Origin of the sequence: Lentzea tibetensis (genome assembly GCF_007845675.1) — a bacterium.
Lineage (GTDB): Bacteria > Actinomycetota > Actinomycetes > Mycobacteriales > Pseudonocardiaceae > Lentzea > Lentzea tibetensis.
The window spans coordinates 165,270-177,361 of record NZ_VOBR01000014.1 but is presented as its reverse complement, the minus strand read 5'-3'; the positions used below and the strand labels follow the sequence as shown (position 1 = coordinate 177,361).

Annotated in this window: 13 protein-coding genes; 6 read left to right on the top strand and 7 right to left on the bottom strand. The window is 70.4% G+C overall.

Annotated features, from left to right (window positions below; translation table 11 throughout):
- Positions 1-84 precede the first annotated feature (84 nt).
- Entirely contained in the window at positions 85-1,290 is a 1,206-nt protein-coding gene (locus FKR81_RS22815; RefSeq protein WP_146354156.1) for an Nramp family divalent metal transporter, read from the bottom strand.
- A 59-nt stretch (positions 1,291-1,349) separates the two neighbouring features.
- Positions 1,350-1,904, bottom strand: coding sequence for a TetR/AcrR family transcriptional regulator (locus FKR81_RS22810; RefSeq protein WP_186763121.1), 555 nt, complete (start codon positions 1,902-1,904; stop codon positions 1,350-1,352).
- Between the two features lie 52 nt (positions 1,905-1,956).
- Between FKR81_RS22810 and FKR81_RS22805 the strand changes: the two genes are divergently transcribed.
- Entirely contained in the window at positions 1,957-2,571 is a 615-nt protein-coding gene (locus FKR81_RS22805; protein ID WP_146354154.1) for an HAD family hydrolase, read from the top strand.
- On the opposite strand, the gene FKR81_RS22800 is transcribed toward FKR81_RS22805, so the two are convergent.
- Positions 2,546-2,746, bottom strand: a complete 201-nt coding sequence (locus FKR81_RS22800) for a hypothetical protein (RefSeq protein ID WP_146354153.1) — start codon at positions 2,744-2,746, stop codon at positions 2,546-2,548. The two genes, FKR81_RS22805 and FKR81_RS22800, sit on opposite strands and share 26 nt — an antisense overlap.
- A 125-nt stretch (positions 2,747-2,871) precedes the next feature.
- Here FKR81_RS22800 and FKR81_RS22795 point away from each other — a divergent pair, with 125 nt between their 5' ends.
- Entirely contained in the window at positions 2,872-3,258 is a 387-nt protein-coding gene (locus tag FKR81_RS22795; protein ID WP_146354152.1) for a cold-shock protein, read from the top strand.
- Here the strand turns inward: FKR81_RS22795 and FKR81_RS22790 are convergent, their stop codons facing one another.
- Genes FKR81_RS22790 through FKR81_RS22780 form a run of 3 tightly spaced genes read right to left on the bottom strand, consistent with a single transcriptional unit; the run spans position 3,259 to position 6,053 of the window.
- Positions 3,259-3,723, bottom strand: coding sequence for a DUF2771 family protein (locus FKR81_RS22790; RefSeq protein ID WP_186763120.1), 465 nt, complete (start codon positions 3,721-3,723; stop codon positions 3,259-3,261).
- Between the two features lie 11 nt (positions 3,724-3,734).
- The gene (locus FKR81_RS22785) at positions 3,735-5,279 is read right to left on the bottom strand and encodes an MFS transporter (protein WP_235921705.1); all 1,545 of its coding nucleotides are present in this window, start codon (positions 5,277-5,279) and stop codon (positions 3,735-3,737) included.
- Positions 5,280-5,282: 3 nt separating this feature from the next.
- Positions 5,283-6,053, bottom strand: a complete 771-nt coding sequence (locus tag FKR81_RS22780) for a glutaminyl-peptide cyclotransferase (protein ID WP_146354150.1) — start codon at positions 6,051-6,053, stop codon at positions 5,283-5,285.
- Between the two features lie 58 nt (positions 6,054-6,111).
- Here FKR81_RS22780 and FKR81_RS22775 point away from each other — a divergent pair, with 58 nt between their 5' ends.
- Entirely contained in the window at positions 6,112-6,849 is a 738-nt protein-coding gene (locus FKR81_RS22775; RefSeq protein ID WP_146354149.1) for a DUF3027 domain-containing protein, read from the top strand.
- Positions 6,846-9,635: a sacsin N-terminal ATP-binding-like domain-containing protein gene (locus tag FKR81_RS22770; protein WP_146354148.1), complete on the top strand. Its 2,790-nt coding sequence runs from the start codon at positions 6,846-6,848 to the stop codon at positions 9,633-9,635. The genes FKR81_RS22775 and FKR81_RS22770 overlap by 4 nt, the downstream gene beginning before the upstream one ends.
- 252 nt (positions 9,636-9,887) lie before the next feature.
- Here the strand turns inward: FKR81_RS22770 and FKR81_RS22765 are convergent, their stop codons facing one another.
- Positions 9,888-10,151 (bottom strand): DUF2530 domain-containing protein, encoded by a 264-nt coding sequence (locus FKR81_RS22765; protein ID WP_186763119.1) that lies wholly within the window; start codon positions 10,149-10,151, stop codon positions 9,888-9,890.
- A 16-nt stretch (positions 10,152-10,167) separates the two neighbouring features.
- Here FKR81_RS22765 and FKR81_RS22760 point away from each other — a divergent pair, with 16 nt between their 5' ends.
- Together FKR81_RS22760 and FKR81_RS22755 are read left to right on the top strand one after the other, a co-directional pair.
- Positions 10,168-11,601: an NCS2 family permease gene (locus FKR81_RS22760; RefSeq protein ID WP_146354147.1), complete on the top strand. Its 1,434-nt coding sequence runs from the start codon at positions 10,168-10,170 to the stop codon at positions 11,599-11,601.
- A gap of 39 nt (positions 11,602-11,640) precedes the next feature.
- Positions 11,641-12,069, top strand: coding sequence for a MarR family winged helix-turn-helix transcriptional regulator (locus FKR81_RS22755; RefSeq protein ID WP_146354146.1), 429 nt, complete (start codon positions 11,641-11,643; stop codon positions 12,067-12,069).
- Positions 12,070-12,092 lie beyond the last annotated feature (23 nt).

Sequence of the window (12,092 nt, the reverse complement as noted above, 5' to 3'; positions counted from 1 at the left end):
GCCCCGAAATTGTCGGTGTCGAGTGGGAGAATGAAATCAGGGGACCCCCTGGCGAGGACCCCTGCGTGAGCATGGTGTCGCCCATCAGCCGCTGACGGTCAGGTAGATCAGCGCCACGTTCAGCACCACGACGGCAACCGCCACGACCGAGGCGCCCACCGTCACCCCGCACCGGTTCGCGTAGGCACCCATCACGGACCGGCGAGCGGTGAGCCACACGAGCGGCACGAGCGCGAACGGGATGCCGAACGACAACACGACCTGCGACAGCACCAACGCCCACGTGGGATCGACACCGAGCGCCAGCACCCCCAAAGCGGGCACGAGCGTCACCAACCGCCGCACGAGCAACGGAATCCGCACGCGCAGCAAGCCGTCCATCACGACGGCACCCGCGTAGCAGCCGACCGCGGTGGACGCGAAACCCGAAGCCAGCAAAGCGATCGCGAACAACAGCGCGATCCCGCCACCCAAGGTGGACGCGACCGCCGCGTGCGCGCCTTCCAGAGTGTCCACACCGGACGAACCCTGCAGCGAGGCAGCGGCCAGCAGCAGCATGGCCATGTTCACCGCGCCGGCGAGCACCATCGCGATGACCACGTCGACCTTGGTGGTGGGCAGGAGATGAGGCGCGCGGCCGTGGCGGGCACGTGCCAGAGCGGAGTGCAGGTACACCGCGTGCGGCATCACGGTCGCGCCGAGCATGCCCGCGGCGAGCAGGACGCTGTCGGCGTCGGCGAAGCGGGGTGTCAGGCCGCCGAGCACGGAGGGCACGGAAGGTGGTGCCACGAACAGGCCGGCCGCGAAGCCGACGGCGATCACGACCAGCAGGGTGGTGATGACGCGCTCGAACGGGCGTTGCCCGCCGCGGTCCTGCACGAGCAGCAGCACGGTCGACACGACGCCGGTGATCAGGCCGCCGAGCAGCAGGGGCAGGTCGAACAGGAGGTGCAGCGCGATGGCGCCACCGAGCACCTCGGCGAGGTCGGTGGCCATCGCGACGACCTCGGCCTGGCCCCAGTAGGCGAGCCGGACCGGGCGCGGCAGTTCGTCGCGCACGGCCTCCGGCAGTGACTTGCCGGTGACGAGGCCGAGCTTCGCGGACAGGTACTGCACGAGGCCTGCCATGACGTTCGCCACGACCAGCACCCACACGAGCAGGTACCCGTACCGCGCACCGGCCGCCGTGTTGGTGGCCACGTTGCCCGGATCGACGTAGGCGATCGCGGCGACGAACGCCGGTCCGAGCAGCGCGGCACCCGCGCGCAAACGTGTGCCGACGGCGACCACGACGAACCCCCTCTGTTGCCAGTATCTTGCAACAAGGGGTCAGTCTGTGCGAACAGGGGTCAGCGGGACAAGGTCACCTCCATGGTCGCTCGGGAGACGGTGATCACGGCGTCGATCGCGTGGTCGATGTCCCCGGTCGGCAGCAGCAGGTGGCTCAGCGCCAGCCGGATGGTCGTCTCCGCGCACAGGTGCACGTCGGCGCCGGGGAAGTGGCGCGTCAGGTGCGCGGCGATGACCGCGGTGGCCGGCTCGAGCACCGGCATGCCCCGCGTCGTCAGGAACGGCAGCAGGTCTTCGGCGTCGGCGCCCGTCAGAACGGCCGACACGAGACGATCCTTCGCGGTCTGCTCGAAGGTGAACTTGAACGCCGACCGCATCGCTTCCCACGGCTCGCCGTCCTCCTCGAGCCTGGTCGCCACCCCCTTGAGGTACTCCGTGGTCCGGTGCGCTGCTACCGCCTGCACCAGACCTTCCTTGTTGCCGAACTCGTTGTAGACGGTCTGCCTGCTCACTCCTGCGCGGCTGGCGACCTCGATCATGCGCAACCCCTGGAACCCGTGTGCGGCGAGCAGGTCAGCGGCTGCGTCCAGTAACAGCGAGGTGATGTCGCTCACCTGATCAGCTTTACAGCTCAGTGGGAGTTGTAAAGACGTAAAGTGCCGCATTGTGGCGCTGACCGTGGGCTTCGACCTCGACATGACGCTCATCGACCCCAGGCCCGGCATGGCGGCCGTCCTCAACGAGGTCGCGACCCGCACCGGGTACGACCTCGACGGTGAGCATTTCGCCGCGAACCTCGGCCCGCCTCTCGACATGACCTACCGCGAGATGGGCGTGCCGGAGGAGGAGATCCCGGAGCTCGTCACGCTGTTCCGGTCGCTCTACCCGGAGCTCGTCATCCCGAACACGGTCGCGCTCCCAGGTGCCGCGCAAGCGCTTGCCGCGGTGCGCGAGCTGGGCGGGCGCACGATGGTCGTCACCGGCAAGTACCGCAAGAACGCCGCGCTGCACCTCGAGGCGCTCGGCTGGGAGGTCGACCACCTCTTCGGCGAGCTCTGGTCCACCGGCAAGGCCGAGGCGCTCAAGCTGCACGGCGCGTCGGTCTACGTGGGCGACCACGTGGGGGACGTGCACGGTGCGAAGGCCGCGGGCGCGCTGGCCGTCGGTGTCCTCACCGGACCGTGCAGCGGCGAGGAACTGGCCGAGGCTGGCGCCGACGTGGTGCTGGCCGACCTGACCGGCTTCCCGGCCTGGCTCAGCTCTTCCGGCGTGCGTTCCTGACCGCGGCGGCGACGCCGACCGCCAGCCCGATGGGGGCGAGCAGCGTCGCGGAGACGTTCAGCCACCACGGCAGGTCCGAGTAGCCGAGCGCGAAGAGCACGAAGACCGCGACGATCGCGAGTACACCGAGGGCGAACACGCCCACAGCCAGCGGCATCACCTTGTTAGCGGTCATGCGCGTGAGCGTAGTCGCGCTAACGGAGGTGCCTTCACAGCGGTGTTCTGGATACGCTGGTGTGACGCGTCCTGGGTACGCCTGGGGCGCGTTCGTTGTGTGGATTAAAGAAAATGGTGAGCGCGGTGCCGACCGGCAAGGTCAAGTGGTACGACACGGAGAAGGGCTTCGGATTCGTCACCCAGGACGGTGGCGAAGACGTCTACGTCCGCAAGTCCGCGCTACCTCCGGGCGTGCAAGGCCTCAAGGCCGGGCAGCGCATCGAGTTCGGCATGGCCGAGGGCAGGCGCGGCCCGCAGGCGCTGTCCGTGCGCCTCGTCGACCCCGTGCCGTCCGTCGCGGAGGCGCGTCGCCGCCCCGCAGAGGAGCTGCACGGCCTCATCGAGGACATGATCAAGCTGCTCGAGGCCAAGATCCAGCCGGACCTGCGCCGCGGCCGCTACCCGGACCGCAAGAACACCAAGCTGATCGCCGAGGTCGTCCGCGCCGTCGCGCGGGAGCTCGACCCGTAGTCAGGCGACGACGTCGACGACCCAGGCGCCACGGGGAGCGAGGCTGCCGTCGTCCAGCACGACGGCAGCGATCTCCTGCACCGCGATCTGCGTGATCTGGTCGGCCTTGTCGGGCACGGTCACCGTGTACGTGTAGTCCTCGCCGCGGCCGAGGATGTCCTTGCTCTGCTCGCCGACGACCTGGCTCTCGCTCGCGTCGACGTAGGTGAACGTGACCACCCAGCGGCCTGCGGCCAGCTGACCGGGCACGGAGATCTGCACCGGCTGGCCCGGCGGGACCTTCATCGTCGCCGGCTCGGCGCGCTGCCCGCAGTTCTGCTCGCCGCGCGCGTCGTCGCAGTAGAACGTCGGCGTGAAGCGGATCGTCTTGCCCGCGCTGTAGAACGTGACCTCGGGGTCGCGCGGGGTGCCGCAGCCCGTCAGCACGAGCGCGGCGCAGGCCAGGACAGTCAGAACTCGGCGCACGGTCAGCGAGCCTACGGGGTGAGCGGAGCGGGCCTGCGGATCGGGCGCAGGACGACCTGGCGCAGCGACGTGCCGTTGCGGTAGAGCCACGTCTGCGCCAGCCCGACCGCGAGCAGCACCGACATCACGGTGAACCCGAGCCAGAACCACGGCGGCAGCAGCACGCCGAGCGCGCCGCCGAACACCCAGGTGAGCTGCAGGATCGTCTCGGAGCGGCCGAACGCCGACGCGCGCGACGCCTCCGGCAGGTCGTCCTGGATCACCGCGTCGAGGCTGACCTTCGCCAGCGAGCTGGCCGTCGCGCCCAGCAGGCCGACGACCGCGGCGGTGGTGATGCCCGGCAGGACGGCCGCGACGACCGTGGCCGCGAGCGCCGCGGCCACGCAGCCGATCACCACCTCGTCCGGCTTGCCGAACTGCTGACGCGCGCCGATCGCGTTGCCGAGGAAGCTGCCGATGCCCGCCGCCGCGGCGATGCTGCCCAGCAGCAGCAACTGCCGCACCGCGTCGCCCTCGGTCTGCGCGCGCACGACGAACGCAGCGAACAGCGTGAGGAACCCGGTCAGCATGCGGATGGAACCGTTGCCCCACAACGAGACCACGATGTGCCTGCTGATCGGCTGCCTGGCGGGCTTCGGCGACAGCGATGCGGGCACCTCGCCCTCGGTCACCTCGACCCAGGCCGGGATCCGCATGCACTGCACGGCGTTCACGACGCACAGCGCGGCCATGAACCACAGCGCGCCCGGCGAACCGAAGATCTTCGCGAAGCCCGCCGCGAACGCGCCGAACACGGCGCCCGCCGCGAGGCCGAAGACGGTCATCCGGGCGTTGGTCTTGGAGAGCGTGATCTCCGGTGGCAGCACGCGCGGCGTGATCGCGGACTTGAGCACGGTGAACGACTTGGACAGCACCATGCTGCCCAGCGCCGCCGGGTAGAGCAGCCAGTTGTCGAAGTTCAGCGCCATCACGATCGACAGGAACACGCGCAGCACGCAGGAGAGCGCGAGCGAGATCCGGCGGCCGCGCTGGATGCGGTCGAGCAGCGGGCCGATCACCGGCGCGATCAGCGCGAACGGCGCCACCGTGATCAGCAGGTAGAGCGCGACCTTGCTCTTCGACTCGGCGGACGCGGCGCTGAAGAACAGCGTGTTCGCCAGCGCGACGGCCATCGCGGCGTCGGCGGCGTAGTTCATCATCACCGCGTAGGTGACGGCCGACATGCCGGACTTCTTCGCGCCGTCGGCGTGCGCGGCCCTGCGGAACGCGGCGACGGCCTGCTGCGAGAGCTGCTTGCCGCGGAACAACGCGACCCGCGTGACCGTGAGCTTCTTCGGCATCTTCGGGGTCGGTGCCGTGTCCTGCTCGTCGATCGGCAGCGGGCGGGTGTTGCGCGGCGGCTGGGGCGGTCCTTGCGGTGGACCCTGGCGCGGATTCCGGGGCGGTGGTTGCAGCCGGTGCTCGTGCTGACGCGGCTGGTACTCGTCGTCCTGCCACGGGTAGCGCTTCGGCTCGTCCGGCCTCCCGCCGTTCGTCCTGCCCCGGTTCCACGTCACACGTCAATCCTGCCTGACGCCGGTGAACCGCACACGGAAGATGGAAGGCCAGTTCTTGCCTGTGACCAGGAACTCGTCAGTTCCGGGGATGGCGGCGATCCCGTTGAGCACGTCCTCCTCACCGGTCTCGGACGGACGGAGCGAGGCGAGGTTCACCGTCGTGGTCACCTTTCCGGTCTTCGGGTCGATGCGGACGATCTCGTCCGACTTCCACACGTTGGCCCACACCGCGCCGTTCACGCATTCCAGCTCGTTGAGCTGCGTCAGCGGCTGGCCGTCCCGCGTGACCTGCACGGATCCGGTTTCGGCGAACGTGGCCGGGTCGCGGAAGGCGAGCTTCGCGGAGCCGTCGCTCATGATCAGCCGGTCGTTCGCGAGGCAGAGACCCCAGCCCTCGCCCTCGTACGCGATGCGCCGGGTCTCGGCGAGCGTGCCCCGATCGCGTTCGATCGCGAAGCCGTTGCGCCACGTCAGCTGCCAGATCCGCGGGCCGACCACGGTGATGCCCTCGCCGAACAGCTCCTGCGGCAGATCGACCTTCTTGCGCACCTCGCCGGTCGCCGGATCGAGCGCGCGCATCGTCGACTCGCCCTCGAGGCCCGTTCCCTCGTAGAGAACTCCGTCGACCAGTTCGAGACCCTGGGTGAACGCACCCGTGTCGTGCGGGATCTTCTGCAGCACTGTGACCTGCGGGGAAGCGGATTCTTGCGACGCTGGTCCCGCTGAGCAGGCGGCCAGGGACGCGACTACTGCTAGCCAGAGGAGGGGGCGCACCCCGTGGAGGGTGGCACGAGTTTTCGTCCCGGCGTAGACCTGCGGCACAATTCACCTCGTGACCGCCACGACTTTGCTCGCCGATGCCATTGACCTCGCTCGTGCCGCAGCGCAGGACGAAGCAGGCGCGGAACGCGTCGGTGCTCACGTCGGGGTGCTCGCCGAGGACGAATACTCGGTGACCCACCTGTTCGAAGCCGACCACGCCGGCTACCGCGGCTGGAACTGGGCGGTGACCGTCGCCTACGCGGGCGAGGGCACGCCGGTGTCCGTCAGCGAGGTCGTGCTGCTGCCCGGCAACGAGGCGCTCGTCGCGCCCGAGTGGGTGCCGTGGAGCGAGCGCGTCAGGGCGGGTGACCTCGGCGTCGGCGACCTGCTGCCGACGCGTGAGGACGACCCGCGCCTGATCGAGGCCTACGTCCACTCCGACGACCCCGCCATCGAGGAGGTCGCGCTCGAGATCGGTCTCGGCCGCCAGCGCGTGCTGTCCCGCGAGGGCAGGCTGGACGCGGCGGACCGGTGGGCCGTCGGTGACTTCGGGCCGCGCAGCGAGATGGCGCGCAGCGCGCCCGCGCACTGCGCCACCTGCGGTTTCTACACGCGGGTCGCCGGAGCGTTCGGTGCCGCGTTCGGCATCTGCGCGAACGAGATCTCGCCCGCGGACGGCCACGTCGTGCACGTCGAGTACGGCTGCGGCGCGCACTCCCAGGTCGAGGTCGACGCCAGCCCGCTGGTGCCCGTCGCCGACCTGGTCTACGACGACGCCCAGCTGGACGTCCTGGACGACTCGGAGTGACCGACCCCTTCGGGACCGCGGCACTGAGGGCCGCGGTTCTCTCCGCGTGGCGCGACTCCCCGACCCGGTTCCGCGAGGACGCCAACGCGGAGGAGGACCTGCGCATCGGGTCCTACCGCGACCGGCTGTTCGTCGAGCTGGCGCAGAACGCCGCCGACGCGGCACCGCCGGAGGGCGGGTTCCTGCGGATCTCGCTGGTCGACGGTGAGCTGCGCGCGGCCAACACCGGCGCCCCGCTGACCACCGCTGGCGTGGCAGCGCTCGCGTCGCTGCGCGCGTCGGCCAAGGAGAGCGGCGTCGGGCAGTTCGGCGTCGGCTTCGCCGCCGTGCTCGCCGTGACCGACGCGCCGCGAGTGGTTTCTCTTTCCGGTGGTGTGGAGTTCTCCGCGGCTCGCACGCGTGACGAGGTGCCCGAGCTGGCGGCTCAGCGCGGCGGTGACGTGCCCGTGCTGCGGCTCGTGTGGCCCTGCGTCGAGGACGTGCCGGACGGGTTCGCGACCGAGGTGCGCCTGCCCGTTTCGGGCGAGGTGTCGCTCGACTCCTTCGCTCTGCAGGCACCCGACCTGCTGCTGGCGCTGCCCGGTCTGCGCCGCATCGAGGTCGGCTCGCAGGTGTGGGAGCGGTCCGAGTCCGCCGACGGTGTGGTCACCGTCGGCTCGACGCGCTGGCTCGTGGAGCGTGCGTCCGGTGAGGTGCCCGCCTCGTTCGTGCAGGGCGTCGAGACCCGTCCTCAGTGGACGGTCACCTGGGCCTACCCGCTCGACTCGCCGTTGGGTGAGGACGTGCTGCACGCGCCGACGCCGACCGACGAACGGCTGTCGTTGCCCGCACGGCTGCTGGCCACGCTGCCGGTCGAGCCGTCGCGGCGGCGCATCCTGCCCGGCGAGGCGGCGTGGTTCGTGCTGGACCAGGCAGCCGCTCTGTACCCGGCGCTGGTCGCGCGCATCCCCGCTGTCGAGCGGACTTCTCTGGTGCCGCTGCCCGGCTTCCCCCTGTCCGAAGTGGACTCGCGGCTGCGTTCCTCGCTGCTGCAGTCGTTGCGGACGGCCGCGTGGCTGCCGTTGGCGAGCGGTGAATGGGCCGCGCCTTCGGCTGCTCGGGTGCTGGACGTCGTCAGCGATGAGCTGGTCGAGCTCGTCGAGGACGCTCTTCCCGGGCTGCTGGACGCGTCGTTGTCCGAGCCATCGCACGCGAAAGCCCTTGCTGCACTTGAGGTTCCGCGTCTCTCGGTGGCCGAGGTCGTCGCTGCCCTGTCGGGCGTGGGTGGCGATCCGGCGTGGTGGCGCGACGTTTACGCGGCCTTCGAGCCGCTGGCTGATGTTTCCTCGGACGTGCGCGAGGCGTTGTCCGCGCTCCCGGTCCCGCTGGCCGACGGCCGCCTCGTGACCGGTCCGCGCACCGTGCTGATCGCCGACGAACCGTTGCCGGGCCTGCGGATCGTGCACCCGGACGCCGTGCACCCGCTGCTGACGCGGCTGGGCGCGGTCGAGGCGGGCGCGTCGGAACTGCTGGACTCGGCCGGTCTGCGCGAGGCCGTGCAGCGCAGCGTCGAGGACGCCCAGGCGGGCCTCGACGGTGCCGAGCTGGTGGAGACCGTGCTGCGCCTGGTCGACCGCTCGTCGGTGCGTCCGGGTGAGCAGCCGTGGCTCTCGGCCCTGGCGTTGCGCGACTCCTCCGGCGACTGGCGCCGAGCCGACGAGCTGGTGCTGCCGGACTCGCCGTTGCGCGAGGTGCTGGAGCCGGACGCGTTCGCCGTGCTGGACAAGCGCGTCGCCGACGCGTGGCCGCGCACCGCGCTGGCCGCGGTCGGCGTGCTGGACGGGTTCCAGGTCGTCGTCGACGACGAGGCGACCGAGCCGGACCACGACCTGCCCGACGAGGGCTACTGGTGGGACTCGGCTGAGGAACCGCCGTCGCGCGTGATCGGCGTGCGCGACCTCGACCTCGTGGCGGACTGGCCCGCGGCTCTGCGCCTGCTGGCCGCCGACCCGGTGACGTGGCGCGCGGTGACCGAACCCGACGGCTACACCGGCTGGTGGATCTCGCAGTACGCGCGGCTCGCCGGCCAGGCGCCGGGGACGTGGTGCCTGCCGGAGGCCGCCGACCTGCTCGGGCTGTACGACCCGGTGCCCGATCTCGACCTGCCCCGGCACGCGCTCGTCGCGGCAGGCGTGCGGTCCGAGCTCGTGCTGCGCGGCGACGACGACGTGACCGACCTCGTCGCGCGGCTCGGCGATCCGTCGCGCGCCGTCCCGGACGCGCTGGCTCTGCGTGCTCACGCGGCGTTGGCCGAGGTGCCGCCTTCGGGCGATGTGCTCGACTGCGAGCGCGTGCGGGTGCTGTCCGGTGAGGCCGTACCCGCCGACGACGTCGTGATCCTCGACCAGCCGTGGCTGCTGGGTGTGCTGCCTCCTTCGCGGGTGCTGGCTTCGGCGGTCGCCACCGAGGAGCTCGCCGAGCTGCTCGACCTGCCGTTCGCCTCCGAGGAGGTGGGCGGGACCCCGTCGTCGGACGGGGAGCCGGTGCCCTGGCACTCGCTCGGTGCGGTGCGGGTGGCGTGTGAGCTGCTGGAGGTCGAGCTGCCTGCCGGGGTCGTGGTGGTGCACGACTCGCTGGTCGTGTCCGGGCAGGTCGTCTCCTGGTGGATGGTCGGCGGTGAGCCGCACGCCGAGGACACGCCCGAGGGGCTGGCCCGTGCGCTCGCGTGGACGACCGGGCGGTGGGCTGACCGGCACACGTTCGCCGCTCTGATCACCGACCCGACGCCCGCGGTGCTGCTGGGCTAGTCGGTGCTGCTGGGCTAGTCGGTGCTGCTGGGCTGGCTGTCCACAGGGTCCGAGTTGTCCACAGGGCTCGCCGCGGGCGCCCCGAATTGTCGGTGTCTCCTGGGATTCTGAAAGCAGGGGACCCCTGGCGGGGACGCCTGCGGCAGCGCGCTCGCGAAAGCGTTTGCGGGGCCGTGCTTGCGGGACCGGTGTTGAGCGTGCCTGCGAAAGCGCGCCGGCGGGCAGCTCTTCGGGGGCGCTGTCGAGTCTCGGCTAGATGTCCTCGAGGCCGGACTGAGCCGTCCGCGACCCTCGGCGCGCGGCGCGGCGTTGCCAGCGGAACACTCCATACCCGATGATCCCGAGCACGCCACCGGACAAGGTCGTCCAGAGCAGGGTCCCGTTGGCGCGGTCGAAGATCAGCACCAGCAGGAACCCGAGGAACCACAACGCGGTACCTCCGAGCACCACCGGCACCGGATCGGCGAGCCTGTGCGGCAGCGGCGGTGGACTGGGCGGGTTGTCGCGTTCGGACACGCCGTAAGGAGACCAGATGCTGGACGGGTTCTTCAAGATTTCCGAGCGCGGGTCGACGGTGAGTCGTGAAGTTCGCGGCGGTGTCGTCACGTTCTTCACGATGGCCTACATCGTGGTGCTGAACCCGTTGATCATCGGCAGCTTCGCCGCCGACGACGCGGGTGCGAAGAAGGACGTGCTCGGCAACATCCTGCCGGTCGGGCAGGTCGCGGCGGTGACGGCGCTGGTCGCGGGCGTGATGACCATCCTCTTCGGACTCGTCGCGAACTACCCGTTCGCGATGGCCACCGGCCTCGGCATCAACTCGTTCGTCGCGGTGGCGGTCGCCACGAAGATGACCTGGCCAGAGGCCATGGGCCTGGTGCTCGTCAACGGGCTCGTGGTGCTGATCCTGGTGGTCACGGGCGTGCGCACCGCGGTGTTCAACGCGGTGCCGAACGAGCTGAAAGCGGCGATCGCGGTCGGCATCGGCCTGTTCATCTGCTTCATCGGGTTCGTCGACGCGGGCTTCGTGCGCAGGCTGCCGGACGCCGCGAACACGACCGTTCCGGTCGGGCTCGGCATCAACGGGTCGATCGCCAGCTGGCCGACGCTCGTGTTCGTGCTCGGGCTGGTGATCACCGGTGTGCTGTTCGCGCGCAAGGTGAAGGGCGCGATCCTCATCGGCATCGTCTCCAGCGCCGTGCTCGCCATCGTGCTGGAGGCGATCGTCAGCGCCGGGCCGTCGCGCGGCACCAACCCCAAGGGCTGGAACCTCGGATATCCGGCGTTGCCCGACACGGTCTTCGGCATCCCGGACCTGTCGCTGCTCGGCGACGTGTCGTTCGGCGCGTGGACCCGCGTGCCCGCGCTGACCGCGGCGCTGCTGGTGTTCACGCTCGTGCTGACCGACTTCTTCGACACCGTCGGCACGATGACCGGACTCGGCAAGGAAGCCGGCCTGATCGGCAAGGACGGCCAGCTGCCGAACGTCAGCAAGGCGCTGTTCGTCGACGGGCTCGGCGCGGTCGCGGGCGGTGCGGCGTCCAGTTCGTCCAACACCGTCTACATCGAGTCGGCGTCCGGCATCGCGGAAGGCGCGCGGACCGGCCTGGCGAACGTCGTGACGGGCGTGTTGTTCCTGCTCGCGATGTTCTTCACGCCGCTGTACCAGGTGGTGCCGATCGAGGCAGCCGCACCGGCGCTGGTGATCGTCGGCGCGTTGATGATGATGCAGATCCGCGAGATCGACTTCGGCGACTTCACCGTCGCGCTGCCCGCGTTCCTGACGATCGTCGTGATGCCGTTCACTTTTTCGATCGCCAACGGCATCGGCGCGGGCTTCGTCAGCTATGTCTTGCTGCGAGCTCTGACCGGACGAGCGCGCAGCGTGCACCCGCTGATGTGGGTCGTCGCCGCTGCGTTCGTCGTCTACTTCGCCATCGGCCCCATCCAGGCCGCACTGGCCTGACGTTCGGCGGGAAACAATTTCGTGAGGTATGCTAAATACGTGGCGGAGACCGAGCAGATCGGGTTGGCGAGCAGGCTCAGACTTGCCGTCGTCCGGCTGAACCGACGACTGCGCGCGCAGCGCACCAACACGTCGGTCTCACTGACCCAGGTGTCCGCGTTGTCCACGCTGCACAAGTGCGGACCGCTGACGCCGGGTGAGCTCGCCACCAAGGAAGGCGTGCAGCCGCCGTCCATGACGCGCGTGATAGCAGCGCTGGAGGACTTCGGCTTCGCCACGCGGCGCCCGCACCCGACGGACGGCCGTCAGGCCATCGTCGAGCTGACGACCGCGGGGCTGGCCTACCTCGAGGACGAGATCACCGCGCGAGAAGCGTGGCTGGACAAGCGGATCGCCGAGCTGGCGCCGGAGGAGAGGGAGTTGCTCTCCCGCGCGGCCGAGATCATCGACAGGATGGCGGGGCAGTAACGCGTGTCGGGTTACGTGGGTGG